The organism is Methylobacterium sp. 13MFTsu3.1M2 (assembly GCF_900112625.1).
In the GTDB taxonomy this organism is placed as follows: Bacteria; Pseudomonadota; Alphaproteobacteria; order Rhizobiales; family Beijerinckiaceae; genus Methylobacterium.
In genome coordinates this window covers 22,420-41,631 of record NZ_FOMM01000007.1, presented here as the reverse complement: position 1 = coordinate 41,631, position 19,212 = coordinate 22,420, and the positions used below count along the sequence as shown (strand labels likewise).

The following is a 19,212-nucleotide window of genomic DNA, read 5'->3' as shown; positions in this document are numbered from 1 at the left end:
GTGCGGAGGATTTAGATGGCGGAGGCGATCGCCCTGGTCGGGTGCAAGGGGCCGGATCAGGAGGCGGAGTACCTGCGGATCCTCTCGGCGGCCATGCCCGAGGAGCGCCTGATCCCGTTCCGGTCGATGGACGACGCGGCCCGGGCGGCGACACGGGTCGCCGTCGTGGCCAACCCCGATCCGGCCGAGGTCGCGGCGCTGCCGGGGCTCGTCTGGGTGCAGAGCATCTGGGCCGGGGTCGAGAAGCTCGTCGGCGCCTTCGACCGGCCGCTGCCGATCGTCCGCCTCGTCGACCGCGAGATGGCCCGCACCATGGCCGAGGCCGTGCTGGCCTGGACCTACTATCTCCAGCGCGACATGCCGGCCTACGCCCGCCAGCAGAGGGACCGGGTCTGGCGCCCGCACGCCTACCGCAAGCCGTCCGACACCACGGTCGGCCTGCTCGGCCTCGGGGCGCTCGGGACCGCGGCGGCGGAGCGGCTCACCGGAGCCGGCTTCCGCGTCGTCGGCTGGAGCCGCAGCCCCAAGGCGGTGCCGGACCTCGAGACGTTCCACGGCGCCGACGGCCTCCCGGCGATGCTCGGCCGGTGCGACATCCTCGTCTGCCTCGTGCCGCTGACGCCGGAGACGCGGGGCCTCGTGAACGCCGAGCGCCTCGCCGCCCTGAAGCCCGGCGCCGCGCTGATCAACTTCGCCCGCGGACCGATCGTCGTCACCGAGGACCTGATCGCCGCCCTGGACAAGGGCCACCTCGCCCACGCCGTGCTCGACGTCTTCGCGGTCGAGCCCCTGCCGGCGGAGTCGCCGCTGTGGTCGCATCCCGGCGTGACGGTGCTGCCGCACGTCTCGGGGCCGACCGACATGGATTCGGCGGCCGCCACGGTGGCGGCCAACCTGCGGGCCTATCGGCGGACCGGCCAGGTGCCGGACGGCGTCGACGCGGCGCGCGGATACTAGGGCGCGCGCCTCACAGCTTCGGGAATGTCGCCGCGAGGTGGTCGATCAGCACCCGCACGGCCGGCGGCAGCCCGCGCCGGGTCGTGAAGACGATGTGCACGATCCCGGGCTGACCCTGCCAGTCCGGGTAGACGGGCACGAGCCGGCCGGCCGCGACGGCATCGGTGCAGGCGTGGTCGGGCAGGAACGCGACCCCGAGGCCGTCGGCCGCCGCGTCGCACAGCGCGGCGAAGTCGCCGCAGGTCAGGCGCGGCTCGTGGCGCAGGGTGAAGATCGTGCCGTCCCGGTGCTCCAGCCGCCACTCCGCCTCGCCCGGATCGTCGCGGGTGCCGAGGGTCGGGACCGCGCCGAGCGCGGCGATGTCGGGGCCGAGGTCGCGCGCGATCCGCGGCGCGGCGACCAGGATCCACCGCGAGGTTCCGAGCGTGCGCATGGTCAGCGACGCGTCGCTCGTCAGGTCCCGTCGGACCCGCAGCGCCACGTCGATCCGCTCTTCGATCAGGTCGACGGGCCGGTCGGTCACGACCAGCTGCAGCCGCACCTTCGGGTATCGGACGAGGAAGCCGCGGACGCGCGCCGCGACGATGTCGGTGAGGCCCGTGGGACAGCTCATGCGGATCCGCCCGTGCGGCTCGGTCTGCGCCTCCGCGACCAGCGCCTCGGCCCGCTCCGCCTCCAGCATCATCGCCCGGCAGCGCTCGTAGAACCCCTGGCCGACCTCGGTCACGCGGAAGCGCCGGCTCGACCGCTCGATCAGGCGGGCGCCCAGGCGCGCCTCCAGGGCCGCGATGCGGCGGCTCAGCTTCGATTTCGGCTGGTGCAGCGCCCGGCCGGCCGCGGCGAAGCCGCCGTGCGCGACGACTTCGGCGAAGTAGACGTAGTCGTTGAGATCGGCGCGGACCATCGTTCCTCCTGTAGAACGCTGGGTGCCACAATCGCCGACTACCCGCACCATCGTTCCGGCAGCATCTCTCCGACCAGCGGCGCGCACGGCGCCGACCAGCGGAGAACGACGATGACCGGCAGGTTTCAGGACAAGGTGGTGGTGGTGACCGGCGGCACCAGCGGTATCGGCCTCGCGACCGCCCAGGCCTTCGTGGACGAGGGGGCCTCGGTGTTCATCACCGGTCGCCGCCAGGAGGCGCTCGACGCGGCGGTCAGGCGGATCGGCGGCCGGATCACGGGCGTGCGCGGCGACATGGCGAACCTCGCCGACATCGACCGCCTGTACGACGCGGTCCAGCAGAAGCACGCGCAGATTGACGTGGTCTTCGCCAATGCCGGCGGCGGCAGCTTCGCGCCGCTCGGCGCGATCACCGAGGCGCATTATCAGAGCATCTTCGACACCAACGTGAAGGGCGTGCTCTTCACCGTGCAGAAGGCGCTGCCGCTCCTGCGGGACGGGGCCGCGATCGTGCTCACCGGATCGACCACCGGCAGTTCGGGCACGCCGGCCTTCAGCGTCTACTCGGCCACCAAGGCGGCCGTGCGCAACTTCGCCCGGAACTGGATCCTCGACCTGAAGGACCGGCGCATCCGGGTGAACACGATCAGCCCGGGCGTGACCGAGACCGCCGGCCTCGACGAGCTCTTCGGCGGCGGCGATCAGGCGGCGGCCACCAAGGACTATCTCGCGGGCCAGATCCCGGCCGGCCGCGTCGGCCGGCCCGAGGAGATCGCCCAGGCGGTGCTGTTCCTCGCCTCGGACGCGGCGAGCTTCGTCAACGGCGTCGAGCTGTTCGCCGACGGCGGGCAGGTCCAGATCTGAGGATTCGGGGTGGCCGGGACGCGACACCCGGTCCCGGCCGCCCCCGTGAACCCTGGCAATGGCCGGCGGTTAAAGGCCCGGCCCTCCGGTCCCGCTTCCTCGCGGACGGGCGCCGGGAAGGACAAACGGTTTCCATGGATTGGCCGCGCCGCATCCTGATCACCGCCGGTCTGGCGACCGTCACGGCCGGCGTCGCCCTGGGCGTCGGCCGCTTCAGCTACGCGCCGATGCCCGACCGGGCGGACCTGCTCAACCCGGACCGCTACCCGATCGAGACCGCCTTCGACATCCTCGGACGCCGCGTCTCGCGCGCGGAGGCCGACCGGCTCAGCGGCACCGAGGCCGGACGGAAGGCGTTCTCGCCGAAGAGCGGTGCGGTCGCGATCGATCCTGCCATGGTCGAGCGCGGCCGGCAGGCCTTCTATCAGGAGACGTTCGGCAACGAGGTCTTCCTCACCGACGTCATGGGCATGCTCGACGGCGGCCTGACTCCCACGCAGGTCGCCCTGGCGGTGGCCAAGCTCGGTGGCCAGGGCACCACCGATCTCAAAGTTGCCATGGCCAGGGACGTGCGCGTCGGCGACCGCGTCTACCGGGCGGGCGAGCTGGTCCCGACCGGGCTCGACGTGCCGAAGGGCGGCGCCTTCATCATCGGGATCAAGACCTTCTACGACCGCGGCCACCTGCGCATGGGGATCACCTGCGCCCTGTGCCACGCGGCGGTCGATCCCGGCACCGGCAGGGTCGTAGAGGGCGCGCCCAACACCGACCTCAATGCCGGCCTGCTGATGGCACTCGCGAAGAACTCCTCGGCCTACTTCATGCACGCCAGCGTGCCGGAGGCCGATGCCAAGCCCCCCGCTGATCCGCAGCATACCGGCTCGACCGGCACGGGGCCGGCGCTCCCGGACGCCGCTTCCGTCGAGGCGGCCACGAAGGTGCAGGTGGCGAGCTGGCCGCCGGGCAGCTTCGACTCGTCCGCCGACCGGGTCACCAACCCGACCTCGATCCCGTCGAGCTTCTCGGCCCACGGCGAGCCCTACAGCTGGAGCGGGCGCGAGGCGATCGGGCCCTTCGCGGGCCTGTCCTCGCTCAACAACAACGTCCACGCGGCCAATTCCGACACGACCCAGCTCGCCGCCGCCGCGTCCTGGCTGTTCGGCATGGATCCCGAGACGTATCTCGGGATCGTGCTGCGCGGCTCGGCCACGGAGGCGTTCCGCTACAGGCCCGACGGCGGCCGGAGCCCGTCGGAGGTGCTGCGCAGCGTCGATCCGACCCCGGCCTCGCCGGGGCTGAACAGCTACGCGGTCCTGCCGACCTATCCGGCGACCAACTACGTCACCGACAACGGCTTGTTCACGTCCGTGCCCGGGGAGCCGGTCAACCACGCCAACAACGCCATGTCGGCCTTCCAGAACCTGCTGCACCCGCCGGCCGCCGGGCAGGATCCCGACCGGGTCCGCGCGGGCCGCGCGGTGTTCGAGAAGGCCGGCTGCGGCAGCTGCCATTCCGGCCCGGCGCTCACCAATCACCGGGTCGTCCCGGAGGCCGAGATCGGCACCGAGCCGACCCGGGCGCGGGCGGGCGCCAAGATGGAGGCGCGCCTGTCGGCGCCGGCGATGTTCGCCGCCGACACGCCGTTCCCGACCCCGGCCGACCCGGTCATCGTCCCGGTGCCGCTCGCGGGCGACGCCCTCGCCCAGGTGCAGCTCGCCTGGGGGCAGGGGGGCACGGAGGGCGGCTACAAGGTGCCGAACCTTGTGGGCCTCGCCTGGACGGCGCCGTACCTGCACGATTCCGGCGTCGCTGTCGGTTCCGACGCGGGGTCGCAGCTCGGCGTACCGGGCACGCTGTACCGGGGTGTCGCCCCCGATCCCGCCAACAGCCTGCGCGCCCTGGTCGACCGGGATCTCCGGGCGAAGGTGATCGCCGCCAACGCCGCCTCGGACACGGCGCGGATCGCCCGCGTGACCGGAAAGGGGCACGCCTACTGGGCGGATGCCGGCTCGGGCGTCTCGCGCGAAGAGCAGACGGCGCTGATCGCGTACCTGCTCTCGGTCGATCGCCTGACGGAGCCGGCCGCGACGCCCTGACCGCGCCGCCCGCGAGCCGGATCTCCCATGTCGCAGACCCTCACCCCGGTCTGGTTCAGCCTCGGGGCCTGTTACCCGGAGTTGTGAAACCTCGCCGTCCGCGCGAACGAGGCGAAGCGATCCAGCAGCGCCGCGCGCGCCGGTGTCGCGCTGCCCTGGGTTGCTTCACTGCGTTCGCAAAGACGCGGCTCAGATCACCGCCTCGATCAGGCCGCGCCGCTTGGCCTCCTCGGCCTCGAGGTACCAGTTGGCCGGCGCCTTCTCGAGCACCTCGTCGAGGGTGACGTCAGAGCCCTGGATCAGGTTGGCGAAGCCCTCGTTCTGGATCTCGATCGAGCACAGGATCTCGTTGAGCGTCGCCTTCACAGAGGCGATGCAGGTGGTGAGCGGTCCTTCGACCTGCAGCTGCTTGTTCATCTTGCGCTCGTGGATCATCAGCCGCGTCCCGCAGGTGAGATACCGGTTGGGCCGGACGAAGAAGCTCATGAAGGTCGTGCCGGCCGAGTAGATCGCGGCCTTGCCGAGGAAGACGAACCGCCGGTTCGGATCCATCGCACTGTTGAAGCGGATGTCCTCGCCCATCATCCGGGCGACCTCCGGGTCGCCGCCGAGCGTCGTCAGCTCGACGACGACGAGGTCGCGGTCCCCCGCCGCGTCGAGCTGGCGGCGGAAGTCCTTGTACATGTCGTAGTCGACCGGTCCGGAGAGCAGGACGGCCGGGGCCCGGAAGGCGGTGGGGTCGAGGGGAGTCGTGTCCATGGTCCTCCTCATCGATGGAGCGGCCCAGACCCACTTCTCCCGCGGCTCCGGCCCGGCGATCAGCGCGCCGGGTCGGGCGCACCCTGGCCCTTGCCCACGAAGGGGATGCCCTCGATCGGGCATTCCTCCGTGCCGACGCTCTGACGGGTAATGGCCCGGACGGCGTCGCGGGTCCCGTCGGGATCCTCGATCCAGCGCCGGTAGAAATCGTAGGGGCATTCCGACATCCCGTGCCGGTTCTCCTTCGAATTAATCATGCCCGTGTAGCCGCGGTGCAGCAGCTTGAAGAGGTGGTTCTCCGACTGGCCGTGGGCGCGGAAGTCCCGGATCAGGAATTTCGACAGGGCGGCGTACTGGATGCCCATCTCCTCCTCGCCGCACTCGCCGAGCGTGCGGCCGTCGAAGCCGATGATCGCGGAGTGGCCGAAATAGGTGTAGACGCCGTCGAAGCCGGCCGCGTTGGCCACCGCCACGTAGGTGTTGTTGGCGAAGGCCATCGCCTTCGAGATGACGACCTGCTGCTCCTTGGCCGGGTACATGTAGCCCTGGCAGCGGATGATCAGCTCGGCGCCCCGCATGGCGCAGTCGCGCCAGATCTCGGGATAGTTGCCGTCGTCGCAGATGATCAGGCTGATCTTCAGCCCCTTCGGCCCGTCCGACACGTAGGTGCGGTCGCCCGGGTACCAGCCCTCGATCGGGGTCCAGGGCATGATCTTGCGGTACTTCTGCACGATCTCGCCCTGGTCGTTCATCAGGATCAGGGTGTTGTAGGGCGCCTTGTGCGGGTGCTCCTCGTGGCGCTCGCCGGTGAGCGAGAACACGCCCCAGACCTTGGCCTCCCGGCAGGCGGCGGCGAACACCTCGGTCTCCGCGCCCGGGACCGTCGAGGCGGTCTCGTACATCTCGGCGGCGTCGTACATGATGCCGTGGGTCGAGTATTCGGGGAAGATCACGAGGTCGAGGCCTGGCAGGCCGGTCTTCATGCCGACGATCATCTTGCCGATCGCCTTGGCGTTCTCCAGCACCTCGGCGCGGGTGTGCAGGCGCGGCATCTTGTAGTTCACGACGGCGACGCCGACGCTGTCCTGGCTGGACGAGATGTCTCCGTGCATCATGGCGTGATGTCCTCCTGACCTTGATCGTCCCCCCGGTTGAGGGCGGCTCAGTGGCTGATCATCCAGGGCCGCGCCTTCGGGAAGCTCTTGGCGGCGGCCGGAGCGGCGCTCGCTTTCTTGGGTGAGCAGCAGCCGCAGCCGGCCCCGTGACTGCTCGAGCGCCTGGGCGCGTGGCGGCTGCGCTCGTTGGTGGCGTGGGCGGTCCTGAGGCCCGCATCCATGCCGGCGATGCGCGGCGCGGTGAGGAAGGCGCGCTGGCTCGCGCCGCCACAATCCGGGCAGGCATGCGGCTCGCGGAACTCCGCCATCGGCCGCATGACCGTGAAGGGCCCGCAGGCCTCGCAGGCGTAGTCGTAGACGGGCATGGGAGGCTCCCGGAATGAACTTGAGAGGTACGAACGGTGCCGAAGGATCGCTGGCCCCCTCTCCCGCACGGGAGAGGAGGCCTGTCGCGTCAGCCGCGACCGGCAGGGAAACGAACCATCACAGATCCGGCGATAGCGGCATCTGGATCGAGCCGTCGAGGAACTTGGTCGGTCCGTCGGCGCCCGGATTGATGTCGAACTCGAAGATCTTGGTCGGGATCCAGAGGGTCGCGCAGGCGTTCGGGATGTCGACGACGCCCGAGATGTGGCCCTGGACCGGCGCCGTGCCGAGGATCGAGTAGGCCTGCGCGCCCGAGTAGCCGAACTTCTTCAGGTACTCGATCGCGTTCAGGCAGGCCTGCCGGTAGGCGATGTGCACGTCGAGGTAGTGCTGGCCGCCGCTCTCGTCGACCGAGATGCCCTCGAAGATCAGGTGATCGTCGTATTTCGGCGTGATCGGCGACGGCTTGAAGATCGGGTTCTTGATCCCGTACTTGGCCATGCCGTCCTTGATCAGCTCGACCTTGAGATGCACCCAGCCGGCCATCTCGATGGCGCCGCAGAAGGTGATCTCGCCGTCGCCCTGGCTGAAATGCAGGTCGCCCATCGAGAGGCCGGCGCCGGGGACGTAGACCGGGAAGTAGATCTTCGAGCCGCGCGACAGGTCCTTGATGTCGCAATTGCCGCCGTGCTCGCGCGGCGGGACCGTGCGGGCGCCGGTGGCGGCGGCCGCGTCCTTCGCGTCGCCCTTCAGGCGGCCCATATGGGCGGTCGGGCCGAAGGGCAGGGTGGCGAGCGCCGGCACGCGCTCCGGGTCGGTGTCGTAGAGCGCCTTCTCGCGGGTGTTCCAGGTCTCCAGCATCTTCGGATCGGGCAGGCAGCCGATCAGGCCGGGATGGATCAGGCCGGGGAAGCGCACGCCCGGGACGTGGCGGGACTTGGTGAACATGCCCTCGAAGTCCCAGATCGACTTCTGGGCCTGCGGGAAGTGCTCGGTGAGGAAGCCGCCGCCGTTCTTCTTCGAGAAGAAGCCGTTGAAGCCCCACTGGCTCTCGGGCTTGGCGCCGATGTCGAGGAGGTCGACCACCAGCAGGTCGCCGGGCTCGGCGCCCTCGACGCCGATGGGACCCGAGAGGAAGTGCACGATCGACAGGTCGATGTCGCGCACGTCGTCGGCGGAATCGTTGTTCTTGATGAAGCCGCCGGTCCAGTCGTAGGTCTCGACGATGAAGTCGGCGCCGGGTTTCACATACGCGACCATCGGGATGTCGGGGTGCCAGCGGTTGTGCACCATGTCGTTGTCGTAGGCCGATTGCGTGAGATCGACCTTGATCAGCGTCTCGGGCATCTCGTGTCTCCAGCTCCCTGACTTAACCGGGGCACAGGCCCCGTCCGCGCGCCGCTGCGCGTCTCTCACCCGCTCGCGAGCAGCTCTTTCAGCGCGTCGTCGAGGACCTTGATGTCGTCCGGGCTTGTGCCCGGCCCGCCCGCGAAGTGGCCCCACCACGTGTCGATCACGCGCAGCTCCGCGTTCGGCATGGCGGCCGCCTCGATGGCGTTGTCCTCGGGCGGGAAATACAGGTCGGTCGAGGCGGGCATCAGGATCGCCTTGGCGCGGATGGCGCCGAGCGCGGCCTTGAAGTCGCCCTTGAAGGTATCGTTGGCGCTGATGTCGCCGTGCTGCCACGTCCACAGCATGGTGAGCAGGTTGTTGGCGTCGCGCTCGTAGAACAGGCCTTCCCAGAACCCGATCAGGAAGTCCTCCAGCGAGGCGTAGCCCATGTGGGTAATGTCGGCCTCGAGCCGGTAGAAGGTCTGCGAGAGGCCCCAGCCCGCGTAGACCCGGCCGAAGGCGCGCAGGCCCCGGGTCGGCGGGCTCGTGTACCAGCCCTCCGCCCAGGCGGCGTCGGCCTGGAGCGCCGCCTTGGCGCCTTCCAAGAAGACGTAGTTGTGCCGGGAGCACTTGGCCGAGCCCTGAAACGGCAGGATCCTCGGCACCATGTCGGGGTACATCGACGCCCAGTGGTAGGTCTGGAGCGCGCCCATCGACCACCCGGTGACCAGAACCAGTTTCTCGATGCCGAAATGCTCGGTGACGAGGCGGTGCTGGGCGCGGACGTTGTCGTAGGCGGTGACGTTGGGGAAGCGCGGCCCGTTCCAGGGCGCCGGCGTGTTGCTCGGCGAGGACGAGAGCCCGTTGCCGAACATGTTCGGGATGATGATGAAGTACTTGTCCGGGTCGAGCGCCTTGCTGGGGCCGATCAGCCACTCGTTCTCGGTGTGCTGGCCCGAGTACCAGGTCGGGTAGACGATGGCGTTGTCCTTGGCCGGGCTCAGCGTGCCGAAGGTCTTGAAGGCGAGCTTGGCCGCGCGCAGCGTCTTGCCGCACTGGAGCACGAAGTCGCCGAGTTCGAAGATCTCGTGATCGGCCATGCTGCGCCCCTAGACCGACAGGAACCGGGCGACGGCGGCCTCGTCGATGCCGTCGCGCGGGGCCTCGTGGACGATGGCGCCGTTCTCCAGCACGATCACCCGGTCGGCGACGTCGAGGGCGAAGCTCAGGACCTGCTCGGAGACGACGATGGACAGGCCGCGCTGGTCGCGGATCTTCTTCAGCGTCCGGCCCATCTCGCGGATGATCGAGGGCTGGATGCCCTCGGTCGGCTCGTCGAGCAGCAGGACCTTCGGCCGGCTCGCCAGCGCCCGGGCGATGGCGAGCTGCTGCTGCTGCCCGCCCGAGAGGTTGCCGCCGCGCCGTCCCTTCATCTCCAGCAGGACCGGGAACATGTCGTAGAGGTCCTGCGGCACCTCGCGGGCGCCGGTGACCGTCAGGCCGGTCTCGATGTTCTCCTGCACCGTCATGGTCGAGAAGATCATGCGGCCCTGCGGCACGTAGGCGAGGCCCCTGGCGACCCGGGCGTGGCTCTTGAGCCCGGCGATGTCCGCGCCCTCGACCTGGATCGAGCCGGCCTTGACGGGAACGAGCCCCATCAGGGTCTTCATCAGCGTGGTCTTGCCCATGCCGTTGCGGCCCATCACGGCGACGATCTCGCCGGGCGCCACCGAGAAGGTCAGCCCGTGCAGGACCTCGCTCTGGCCGTAGGCGGCGTGCAGGTCCTCGACGGCGAGCGCCGGCGTCGCGGACGGGATCGCGGCGAGCGGGGGGGCCTGGACGGGGGCCGCGTGCGCGGTCTGGAGCGAGGCCATCGTCAATGTCCCAGATACACTTCGATGACCTTCGGGTCGTTCTTGACCCGCTCCATCAAACCCTCAGACAGCACCTTGCCCTGGTGCAGGACCGTCACCCGGTGGGCGATGTCCTCGACGAACTTCATGTCGTGCTCGATCACCAGCACCGAGCGGCCCTTGATGATCTGGTTGAGGAGCTCCGCGGTCTTGATCCGCTCGCCGACGCTCATCCCGGCCACCGGCTCGTCGAGCATCAGCAGCTCCGGGTCCTGGATCAGCAGCATGCCGATCTCCAGCCACTGCTTCTGACCGTGGCTCAGGAACTCGGCCCGCTCCCTGAGCTGGTCCTTCAGGAAGATCGTCTCGGCGATGGCGTGGATGCGGTCGCGGACCTCGGCGTCCCGCTTGAACGTCAGCGCGCCGAAGACCGAGCGGCCGCGGGGAAACGAGATCTCCAGGTTCTCGAACACCGTCAGGTCGTCGTAGATCGACGGCGTCTGGAACTTGCGGCCGACGCCGGCCTGCACGATCGCGCTCTCGGAGAGCTTGGTCAGCTCCTGGCCCTTGTACTTGATCGAGCCAGCGCTGGCTCGGGTGCGGCCGCAGATCAGGTCGAGGACGGTGGTCTTGCCGGCGCCGTTCGGCCCGATGATCACCCGGATCTCGTCGGGATCGACGTAGAACGACACGTCGTTCACCGCCTTGAACCCGTCGAACGAGACCGTGAGCGCCTCGACGGCGAGGAGGTAGTCGGGCGGGGCGGCCTCGGCGCCGACCACGGGGGAGGAGAGGATCGCGGCGTTCATGGCATGCTCACTCGGCCGGGGCGCCGTGGGGCGGGACGATGGCGGGCGGCGGGGCGCGCAGCCCCTTCACCCGGCGGGTGAGGCGAGGCTCGATATGCTCGCGCCAGATGCCGGCGAGGCCGTTCGGGAAGGCCAGCACCACCGCGATGAACAGGGCGCCGAGGCCGAACAGCCAGAGATCCGGAAAACTCTCGGAGAAGGTGGTCTTGGCCCAGTTCACGAGCAGCGTGCCCCAGACGGCGCCGAACAGCGACAGGCGCCCGCCGACCGCGGCGTAGATCACCATCTCGATCGAGGGGACGATGCCCACGAAGGAGGGCGACATGAACCCGACCTGCAGGGTGAACATCGCGCCGCCGATCGCCGCCAGTCCGGCGGCGAAGCAGAAGGCGAAGACCTTGAACCCCGCCACCGAGTAGCCGGAGAACCGGACCCGGTCCTCCTTGTCGCGCATGGCGACGAGGATGCGGCCGAGCTTCGACTTCTTCACGTACTGCGCCGCCAGGATGCAGGCGATCAGCAGGCCGCCATTGACGAAGTACAGGATGAACTTCGCCGAGTCGGTGCGGATGTCCCAGCCGTGGAGGGTGCGCAGGTCCGTGATGCCGTTGATGCCGCCGGTATAGCCCTGCTGGCCGACGATCAGGATGGTCAGGATCGCGGCGATCGCCTGGGTGATGATGGCGAAGTAGGTGCCGCCGACCCGGCGCTTGAACATCGCGAAGGAGATCAGCATCGCGAACAGGACCGGGACGGCGACCGCCAGGATCAGCGTCAGCGGCAGGCTCTTGAACGGCTGCCAGAACCAGGGGAGGGCGGTGATCTGATTCCAGTCCATGAAGTCCGGGATGCCGGGAGTCGACTGGATTTTCGTATTCTCGATGCTCGAAGCTTCCAGCTTCAAGTACATCGCCATGCAGTAGCCGCCCAATCCGAAAAAGACGCCCTGGCCGAGGGAGAGGATGCCCGCGTAGCCCCAGCAGATCACCAGCCCGAGGGCGACGAAGGCGTAGGTGAGGTACTTGCCGACGAGGTTGAGGCGGAAGCTGTCGAGCGCCAGCGGCAGGACGACCAGGATCACCCCGGCCAGGAGGAGCAGGCTCAGCCACTCCACCGGCTTCATGAACGGGTTATCGTTGACGGTGACGGATTTGGTGAGGGTCTGGACCGGGTTCGTCATGGTCGAAAATCCTCAGCGCCGGACCTTGAGGGTGAAGAGGCCCTGCGGCCTCAGCATCAGGATGCCGACCACCGCGAGCAGGGTGATGACCTTGGCCATCGAGCCGGAGAGGAAGAACTCGAGGGTCGACTGCGTCTGGGAGATCGAGAAGGCCGACGCGATGGTGCCGAGCAGGCTCGCGGCCCCGCCGAACACGACGATCAGGAAGGTGTCGACGATGTAGAGCTGGCCGGAGGTCGGCCCGGTCGAGCCGATCATCGTGAAGGCCGAGCCGGCGATGCCCGCGATGCCGCAGCCGAGGCCGAACGTGTAGCGGTCGACCTTCTCGGTATCGATGCCGACCGCCCCCGCCATGGCGCGGTTCGACATCACGGCGCGGACCTGCTGGCCGAAGCGCGAGCGGAAGATCAGCAGCGCGACGCTGACGGTGATCAGGATGGTGACGGCCATGACGAACAGGCCGTTGATCGGGATCTCGATCGTGTCGGTGACCTGCACCGAGCCGATCAGCCAGGACGGCAGCTCGACGCCGACCTCGCGTGCGCCGAAGATCGACCGGTAGGCCTGCTGGAGGATCAGCGAAAGGCCCCAGGTGGCGAGCAGCGTGTCGAGCGGGCGCTTGTAGAGGAACCGGATCAGGCCCCATTCCACCAGCATGCCCAGAGCCCCGGAGGCGAGGAACGCCAAGCCCATCGCGATGAAGAAGTAGATCGGGAAGAGCGCCGGCAGGTAGGTCTGGAAGAAGGTCGAGCAGAGATAGGTGACGTAGGCGCCGAGGATCATGAACTCCCCGTGGGCCATGTTGATCACGCCCATCTGGCCGAAGATGATCGCGAGTCCCAGCGCCATCAGCAGGTAGACGGAGAACAGGATCAGGCCGGCGAAGCCCTGCATGGCGAAGATCGCGCCGAGGTCGCCGAGGGAGTAGTCGCCGAGCATGACTTGGTCTTCCGCAAAAGGAGTGCGTCTTCTGCCGACTCGTCACGGCCTCCGGGCGAACCGGGCCGTCTTTGCGAGCGGAGCGAAGCAATCCAGGGACGCGCTTCGTGCCGGGAAGTCCCGCTGCCCTGGGTCGCTTCGCTGCGCTCGCGATGACGCTGGGGAGGGGTGATTTCACCCCTCCGGACAACGGATTACTGGTAGCCCTTCGGGAAGGGATCGGGCTTGATCAGCTCGGGGCTGGTGTAGACGATCTCGAACTGGCCGTCGGGCTTGGCCCGGCCGACCCGGGTCTTCGACCAGAGATGGTGGTTCTCGTCGATCTTCACGTAGCCTTCCGGCGCGCCCTTGAACTCCAGTCCCGGGGAGGCCGCCACCACCTTGTCGACGTCGAACGAGCCGGCCTTCTCGCAGGCCATCTTCCACAGGAACGGGCCGAGATAGGCCGCCTGCGTCACGTCGCCGATGACCGTCTTCTCGCCCCACATCTTCTTGAACGCGGCCACGAACGCCTTGTTGTTCTCGTTCTGGATCGACTCGAAGTACTTCATGCAGGCGTAGGCCCCGGCGATGTTCTCGCCGCCGATGCCGTCGATCTCGTCCTCAGTGACCGAGATCGTCATCAGCACCTGCTTCGACAGGTCGATGCCCGCCGCCTTGAGCTGCTTGTAGAACGCCACGTTCGAGCCGCCGACCACGTCGGCGAAGATCACCTTGGGCTTGGTGAGCTTGATCTTGTTGATGACCGAGTTGAACTGCGTGTGTCCGAGGGGGAAGTACTCCTCGCCGACGACCTTGCCCTTGAGCACGTTCTCCACGTGCTTGCGGGCGATCTTGTTGGAGGTGCGCGGCCAGATGTAGTCGGAGCCGATGAAATAGAAGCTGTCGCCGCCCTTCTCCTTGTGGACCCAGTCGAGGCCGGCGAGGATCTGCTGCGTTGCCTCCTGGCCGGTGTAGAAGACGTTCTTGGACTGCTCCAGGCCCTCGTAGAAGGTCGGATAGTACAGCAGGCCGTTGTACTGCTCGAAGACCGGCAGCACCGCCTTGCGCGAGGCCGAGGTCCAGCAGCCCATCACGGCGGCGCAGTGGTCGTTGACGAGGAGCTTCTTGGCCTTCTCGGCGAAGGTCGGCCAGTCGGAGGCGCCGTCCTCCTGGATGATCTTGATCTTGCGGCCGAGCACGCCGCCGGCGTCGTTGATCTGCTGGATCGCGAGCTTCTCCGCTTCCTGCGCGCCCGTCTCCGAGATCGCCATCGTGCCGGTGACCGAGTGCAGAATGCCGACCGTCACCTCGCTGTCGGTCACCGCGAGGCCCGTGGTGTTGACCGCCGAGGTCGGCGGCGCCGCCCAGGCGGTGCGTGGCAACAGCGCCAGCGCCGGGGCGCCGGCCAATCCCATGAGCAGCCTGCGCCGCAGCGGGGAGCGCAAGCCGTGATCGGCGCCGGTCTCGGTGTCGTCTGCCATGTGCCTGACCCTGTTCGCGTCCGGGCCTTGAGAGGCGGCCCGGATCGACGAGCGCAGGCTAGGTCCTGGGTTGCAGTGCGGCCTATACGCGATTTTGCGTATGGCCGTGGTCTTGCATGCGCCGCACCATCGCGGCGGAATACTTTGAGGTCGGGGTGGCTGAGAGCGCGAATAGTGGGAGCACCGCTCCGGTGCCCGGTCTTTCGCGCGCGCGCGCGTCGCGCGGCCGCCCGTGCGCGACGCTGCCCGGGCACGACGGGCTGATCGTCCCGGCCGGGGCCCGATGAGCGGTCCGCAGCGCATCATCCCCATCCGCCGGGACTACAACCGCTTCGTCGCCGACGAGACGCTGGAGGATTACGCCCTCCGCTTCACCGCCAAGAAGGCGCGGCGCTGGTCGAGCCTCGAGGTGGCGCAGACGGCCCTCGGCTCGATCTCTTTCCTCGCGCTGGAGGCGATCGGCGGGACGCTGGCGCTCACAGCGGGATTTCCCAACACGGTGGCGGCCGTGCTGGTCGTCGGCCTGATCATCTTCGCCACGGCGGCGCCGATCACGGTCTACGCCGCCCGCTACGGCGTCGACATGGACCTGCTCACCCGGGGCGCCGGCTTCGGCTATCTCGGCTCGACCGTCACCTCGCTGATCTACGCGAGCTTCACCTTCCTGTTCTTCGCCATCGAGGCGGCGATCATGGCGCTGGCGCTGCAGCTCTGCTTCGGGCTGCCGCTCGGCGTCGGCTACCTGCTCTGCGCCGGGGCGGTGATTCCCCTCGTCGTCTACGGGATCCGGCTGATCAGCCGGTTCCAGATCTGGACGCAGCCGATCTGGATCGGGTTGAGCCTGCTGCCGCTGATCTTCGTGGCGGCGCAGGGCGCCGGGCCGCTGCGGGCGCTCGCCGGCTACCCGGGGCTCGACGGCGGCGGGGGCGGCTTCGACCTCGCGCGCTTCGGTCTCGCCACCGGCGTCCTGCTGGCGCTGCTCGCCCAGGTCGGCGAGCAGGTCGACTTCCTGCGCTTCGTGCCGGAGCCGCGGGGCCCGCGCGACCGCCGCTGGTGGCTCGCCGTCCTCTCGGGCGGCGCCGGCTGGATCCTGCCCGGGATGCTGAAGATCCTGCTCGGCGCCGCGCTGGCGGTCCTGGCGCTGGGGCACGGCGTCCCCGCCGAGCACTCCGCCGAGCCGACCCGCATGTACGCGGTGGCCTTCGGCTACCTGACGGGGGAGGGGAGCCGGGCGGCGCTGCTGCTCACCGGGCTGTTCGTCCTCGTGTCGCAGCTCAAGATCAACCTGACCAACGCCTATGCCGGCTCGATCGCGTGGTCGAACTTCTTCTCGCGCCTGACCCACAGCCATCCGGGACGGGTGGTCTGGCTCGTGTTCAACGTCGCCATCGCGGTGCTCCTGATGGAGCTCGGCATCGACAAGACCATCGAGAGCACCCTGCCACTCTACGCCTCCGTGGTCTCGGCCTGGGTCGGCGCGCTCGCCGCCGACCTCGCGGTCAACAAGCCGCTCGGACTCTCGCCCCCGAGCATCGAGTTCAAGCGCGCCCATCTCTACGCGGTGAATCCCGTGGGGACCGGCGCCATGGCGCTGGCCCTCGCGGCCGGGGGCGCGGCCTATGTCGGCTGGCTCGGCGCGACCCTGCAGCCCTTCGCGCCATTGCTGACCCTGGCGATCGCGTTCTGCGCCGCGCCGGCGATCGCCTGGGCGACGGCGGGGCGCTGGTACCTGGCGCGGGTCCCGAAGCGGGATTGGGGCGCGGCCGAGGTGGTCTGCCGGGTCTGCGAATTGCCCTTCGAGGGCGAGGACATGGCCCATTGCCCGGCCTACGACGCCCCGATCTGCTCCCTCTGCTGCTCGCTCGACGCCCGCTGCGGCGACCTGTGCAAGCCCCACGGGCGCCTGGAGGTGCAGGCGCAGGCCGCCGTCGCGCGGATCCTGCCGGGCCGCACCGCTGCCTGGATCGGCGCGCCACTGGGCCGCTACCTCGCGGTGATGCTGACGCTCTGCGCGGTGATCGGCCTGATCCTCGGCATCGTGCACGCGGGCGCGACGATCGCCCACCCGGAGAATCGCGAGTTCCTGCGCACGGCGCTGACCAGCGTGTTCTTCACCCTGGTGGTGATCCTCGGCGTCGTGGCGTGGCTCTTCGTGCTCGCCCAGGAGAGCCGGCGCGTCGCTCAGGCCGAGACGATGCGCCAGACCGCGCTCTACCAGGCCGAGATCGCCGCCCATAAGATCACCGACGCCAAGCTGCAGGAGGCCAAGGAGCGGGCCGAGGCCGCCAACCAGGCCAAGAGCCGCTACGTGGTCGGGATCAGCCACGAGCTGCGCACGCCGCTCTCCACCGTGCTCGGCTACGCCCAGCTCCTCGAATCCGACCCCGCGATCCCGGCGCATCGCGTCAACGGCCTGCGGGTGATCCGGCGCAGTGCCCAGCACCTGTCGGGCCTGATCGACGGCCTCCTCGACATCTCGCGCATGGAGGCCGGGCGCCTCCAGATCCACCGCGACGAGGTCCGGCTGACCGACTTCCTCGACCAGCTGGTCGACATGGTCCGCCTCCAGGCGCGGGAGGCCGGACTGGAGTTCCGGTTCTCAAGGCCCGAGATCCTGCCGGCGGTAGTCGCCACCGACGAGAAGCGCCTGCGACAGGTGCTGCTCAATCTCCTGTCGAACGCCATCAAGTTCACGGAAGCCGGCACCGTCTCGCTGGACCTCAGCTACCGGAGCCAGATCGCGGTGTTCACGATCCGCGACACCGGGCCGGGCATCCCGGAGGCGGACCTCGCGCGGATCTTCGAGCCGTTCGAGCGCGGCTCGACCCCGGCCGCCCGAAGCACGCCGGGGACCGGGCTCGGGCTCACCATCGCCAACCTGCTGGCGCAGCTGCTGGGCGGTGAGATCACCGTCACCGCCGCCCCCGGCGGCGGCACGCAGGCGCGGCTGCGCCTGATGCTGGCCTCCGTGGCCCAGCCCGCGCCGATCGCCCCGGCCGCGCCGGCCGCACCCCCGGAGCGGGCCTACGCGGGCGCGCGCCGCACCGTTCTGGTCGCCGACGACGACAGCGCTCACCGCGCGCTGATGCGGGCGATCCTGGAGCCGCAGGGCATCTCCGTGCGGGAGGCCGGCTCCGGATCCGAGTGCCTCGCGACGGTCGCGCAAGGCGGCGTCGACCTCGTCCTCCTCGACATCGCGATGCCCGGGATGAGCGGCTGGGCGGCGGCGGCGGCCCTGCGGCAGGCCGGGCATACCGGCCCGATCGCCATGATGTCCGCCAACGTCCACGAGATCAGCCCGACCCGGGGCGACGACGCCCCGCACGACGCGATCTTCGCCAAGCCCTTCGACCTGCGCGACGTGATGGAGCGGATCGGCAAGCTCCTGCACCTCGAATGGACCGAGGGCGCCGCGCCAGGGCGGTCCGGGGCGGCCGCGGCCACGGCGGACGTCCCGGGGCCGGGGCCCGAGCATGTCGGCGAGCTCCTGCGTCTCGGCCGGATCGGGCATATCCGCGCCATCGAGGCCAAGCTGACCCAGATGGAGCAGGACCCGACCGTGCCGCCCGCTTTCGTCGCCCGGATCCGCGGGCTCGTCGAGGGATACGACCTTCGCCGCTACCTCGCGGTCCTGCAGGAACTCGCCCGCCATGACTGAGGCGCCGAAGGTCCAGCCGCACCGGGACATCGTCCTGGTGATCGACGATTCGCCCGACACGCTGAGCTTCCTCACCGAGGCGATCGAGCGGTCCGGCGCCACCGTGCTGGTCGCGGTCGGCGGCGACCTCGCCCTGACCCTGGTGGACGAGATCACCCCCGACGTGATCCTCCTCGACGCGGTGATGCCGGGCCTCGACGGGTTCGAGACCTGCCGGCGGCTCAAGGCCAAGCCGCAGCTCGCCGGCGTTCCGGTGATCTTCATGACCGGGCTGAGCGAGACCGAGCACATCGTGAAGGGGCTCTCCGCCGGCGGGATCGACTACGTCACGAAGCCCATCGCCCCCGACGAGATCCTGGCCCGGATCCGCGTGCATCTCGCGAGCGCCCGCGCCGCGCAGAGCGCCCGGACCGCCCTCGACACGGCCGGGCGGACCCTGTTCGCGGTCGCCGAGGACGGCACGATCCTGTGGTCGACCCCGCAGGCCGGACGCCTGCTGGCCGGGCTCGGCGCGGTACCCTCCGGCGCCCCCGCGCTGCCCGCCGGCGCCCGCGAGTGGCTGCGCGGTTGCCTCGCCGGCGCCGTCCAGCCCCTCGCGCTGACCGATCGCGACGGCGTCGCCTACGCCCTGACCTTCATCGGCCGCACCCCGGACGAGATCCTGCTCCGCCTGTCGCGCGACGCGCTGTCGGCGGGGGTCGAGCGGCTGCGGGTGCGCCTGCCGGTCACCGGGCGCGAGGCGGAGGTCCTCCTCTGGCTGTCCCGGGGCAAGTCGAGCCGCGACATCGGCGAGATCCTCGGGCTCAGCCACCGGACCGTGACGAAGCACCTCGAGAGCATCTACGCGAAGCTCGGCGTGGAGAACCGCACGGCCGCCTCGATCATCGCGGCGCGGCACCTGCAGGATTGAGCCCGCG

16 protein-coding genes are annotated in these 19,212 nt (G+C 69.6%); 5 read left to right on the top strand and 11 right to left on the bottom strand.

Annotation, left to right across the window (positions count from 1 at the left end):
* The first annotated feature begins 15 nt into the window (after positions 1-15).
* Positions 16-957 carry a 2-hydroxyacid dehydrogenase gene (locus BM314_RS07270; RefSeq protein ID WP_091977683.1) on the top strand — a complete coding sequence of 314 codons (942 nt, stop codon included), beginning with the start codon at positions 16-18 and terminating at the stop codon, positions 955-957.
* Positions 958-967: 10 nt separating this feature from the next.
* Here BM314_RS07270 and BM314_RS07265 read toward each other — a convergent pair whose 3' ends face one another.
* Positions 968-1,861, bottom strand: coding sequence for a LysR substrate-binding domain-containing protein (locus BM314_RS07265; protein ID WP_091977682.1), 894 nt, complete (start codon positions 1,859-1,861; stop codon positions 968-970).
* 111 nt (positions 1,862-1,972) lie between these two features.
* Between BM314_RS07265 and BM314_RS07260 the strand changes: the two genes are divergently transcribed.
* On the top strand, positions 1,973-2,725 hold the full coding sequence (locus BM314_RS07260; protein ID WP_091679002.1) for an SDR family NAD(P)-dependent oxidoreductase: 753 nt from the start codon (positions 1,973-1,975) through the stop codon (positions 2,723-2,725).
* A 134-nt stretch (positions 2,726-2,859) separates the two neighbouring features.
* Positions 2,860-4,821 (top strand): cytochrome C oxidase Cbb3, encoded by a 1,962-nt coding sequence (locus tag BM314_RS07255; protein ID WP_091977680.1) that lies wholly within the window; start codon positions 2,860-2,862, stop codon positions 4,819-4,821.
* A 189-nt stretch (positions 4,822-5,010) separates the two neighbouring features.
* On the opposite strand, the gene BM314_RS07250 is transcribed toward BM314_RS07255, so the two are convergent.
* The 10 genes from BM314_RS07250 to urtA form a co-directional block, all read right to left on the bottom strand.
* Positions 5,011-5,580, bottom strand: a complete 570-nt coding sequence (locus BM314_RS07250; RefSeq protein ID WP_091977679.1) for a ClpP family protease — start codon at positions 5,578-5,580, stop codon at positions 5,011-5,013.
* Between the two features lie 59 nt (positions 5,581-5,639).
* Positions 5,640-6,695 carry an aliphatic amidase gene (locus tag BM314_RS07245; protein WP_091977677.1) on the bottom strand — a complete coding sequence of 352 codons (1,056 nt, stop codon included), beginning with the start codon at positions 6,693-6,695 and terminating at the stop codon, positions 5,640-5,642.
* A 47-nt stretch (positions 6,696-6,742) separates the two neighbouring features.
* Positions 6,743-7,060, bottom strand: a complete 318-nt coding sequence (locus BM314_RS07240; protein ID WP_091977676.1) for an FmdB family zinc ribbon protein — start codon at positions 7,058-7,060, stop codon at positions 6,743-6,745.
* A gap of 118 nt (positions 7,061-7,178) precedes the next feature.
* Entirely contained in the window at positions 7,179-8,408 is a 1,230-nt protein-coding gene (fmdA, locus tag BM314_RS07235; protein ID WP_012322394.1) for a formamidase, read from the bottom strand.
* A 65-nt stretch (positions 8,409-8,473) separates the two neighbouring features.
* The gene (locus BM314_RS07230) at positions 8,474-9,493 is read right to left on the bottom strand and encodes an alpha/beta fold hydrolase (RefSeq protein WP_091977674.1); all 1,020 of its coding nucleotides are present in this window, start codon (positions 9,491-9,493) and stop codon (positions 8,474-8,476) included.
* 9 nt (positions 9,494-9,502) lie between these two features.
* The gene (urtE, locus tag BM314_RS07225; protein ID WP_244539876.1) at positions 9,503-10,267 is read right to left on the bottom strand and encodes an urea ABC transporter ATP-binding subunit UrtE; all 765 of its coding nucleotides are present in this window, start codon (positions 10,265-10,267) and stop codon (positions 9,503-9,505) included.
* 2 nt (positions 10,268-10,269) lie between these two features.
* Positions 10,270-11,055, bottom strand: a complete 786-nt coding sequence (gene urtD, locus BM314_RS07220; RefSeq protein ID WP_091977673.1) for an urea ABC transporter ATP-binding protein UrtD — start codon at positions 11,053-11,055, stop codon at positions 10,270-10,272.
* A gap of 7 nt (positions 11,056-11,062) precedes the next feature.
* The gene (gene urtC, locus BM314_RS07215; protein ID WP_091977671.1) at positions 11,063-12,235 is read right to left on the bottom strand and encodes an urea ABC transporter permease subunit UrtC; all 1,173 of its coding nucleotides are present in this window, start codon (positions 12,233-12,235) and stop codon (positions 11,063-11,065) included.
* A 12-nt stretch (positions 12,236-12,247) separates the two neighbouring features.
* On the bottom strand, positions 12,248-13,174 hold the full coding sequence (gene urtB / locus BM314_RS07210; RefSeq protein WP_012322399.1) for an urea ABC transporter permease subunit UrtB: 927 nt from the start codon (positions 13,172-13,174) through the stop codon (positions 12,248-12,250).
* Between the two features lie 194 nt (positions 13,175-13,368).
* Complete coding sequence (urtA, locus tag BM314_RS07205) at positions 13,369-14,637, bottom strand: urea ABC transporter substrate-binding protein (RefSeq protein WP_091977670.1); 1,269 nt, start codon at positions 14,635-14,637, stop codon at positions 13,369-13,371.
* A gap of 283 nt (positions 14,638-14,920) precedes the next feature.
* On the opposite strand from urtA, the gene BM314_RS07200 reads away from it, so the two are divergent.
* Both BM314_RS07200 and BM314_RS07195 read left to right on the top strand, forming a co-directional pair.
* Positions 14,921-18,295: a hybrid sensor histidine kinase/response regulator gene (locus BM314_RS07200; RefSeq protein ID WP_091977668.1), complete on the top strand. Its 3,375-nt coding sequence runs from the start codon at positions 14,921-14,923 to the stop codon at positions 18,293-18,295.
* Complete coding sequence (locus BM314_RS07195) at positions 18,288-19,205, top strand: response regulator transcription factor (RefSeq protein WP_091977666.1); 918 nt, start codon at positions 18,288-18,290, stop codon at positions 19,203-19,205. Before BM314_RS07200 ends, BM314_RS07195 begins: the two co-directional genes overlap by 8 nt.
* The last annotated feature ends 7 nt before the right edge of the window (positions 19,206-19,212 follow it).

Bases quoted from the DNA above. Each gene is read 5' to 3' on its own strand.
- BM314_RS07265 (WP_091977682.1), bottom strand. From the start codon at position 1,861: ATGGTCCGCGCCGATCTCAACGACTACGTCTACTTCGCCGAAGTCGTC.
- urtD (WP_091977673.1), bottom strand. From the start codon at position 11,055: ATGAACGCCGCGATCCTCTCCTCCCCCGTGGTCGGCGCCGAGGCCGCC.
- BM314_RS07200 (WP_091977668.1), top strand. From the start codon at position 14,921: ATGAGCGGTCCGCAGCGCATCATCCCCATCCGCCGGGACTACAACCGC.
- urtE (WP_244539876.1), bottom strand. From the start codon at position 10,267: ATGGCCTCGCTCCAGACCGCGCACGCGGCCCCCGTCCAGGCCCCCCCG.
- BM314_RS07230 (WP_091977674.1), bottom strand. From the start codon at position 9,493: ATGGCCGATCACGAGATCTTCGAACTCGGCGACTTCGTGCTCCAGTGC.
- BM314_RS07255 (WP_091977680.1), top strand. From the start codon at position 2,860: ATGGATTGGCCGCGCCGCATCCTGATCACCGCCGGTCTGGCGACCGTC.
- fmdA (WP_012322394.1), bottom strand. From the start codon at position 8,408: ATGCCCGAGACGCTGATCAAGGTCGATCTCACGCAATCGGCCTACGAC.
- BM314_RS07195 (WP_091977666.1), top strand. From the start codon at position 18,288: ATGACTGAGGCGCCGAAGGTCCAGCCGCACCGGGACATCGTCCTGGTG.
- urtA (WP_091977670.1), bottom strand. From the start codon at position 14,637: ATGGCAGACGACACCGAGACCGGCGCCGATCACGGCTTGCGCTCCCCG.
- BM314_RS07240 (WP_091977676.1), bottom strand. From the start codon at position 7,060: ATGCCCGTCTACGACTACGCCTGCGAGGCCTGCGGGCCCTTCACGGTC.
- urtB (WP_012322399.1), bottom strand. From the start codon at position 13,174: ATGCTCGGCGACTACTCCCTCGGCGACCTCGGCGCGATCTTCGCCATG.
- BM314_RS07260 (WP_091679002.1), top strand. From the start codon at position 1,973: ATGACCGGCAGGTTTCAGGACAAGGTGGTGGTGGTGACCGGCGGCACC.
- urtC (WP_091977671.1), bottom strand. From the start codon at position 12,235: ATGACGAACCCGGTCCAGACCCTCACCAAATCCGTCACCGTCAACGAT.
- BM314_RS07270 (WP_091977683.1), top strand. From the start codon at position 16: ATGGCGGAGGCGATCGCCCTGGTCGGGTGCAAGGGGCCGGATCAGGAG.
- BM314_RS07250 (WP_091977679.1), bottom strand. From the start codon at position 5,580: ATGGACACGACTCCCCTCGACCCCACCGCCTTCCGGGCCCCGGCCGTC.
- BM314_RS07245 (WP_091977677.1), bottom strand. From the start codon at position 6,695: ATGATGCACGGAGACATCTCGTCCAGCCAGGACAGCGTCGGCGTCGCC.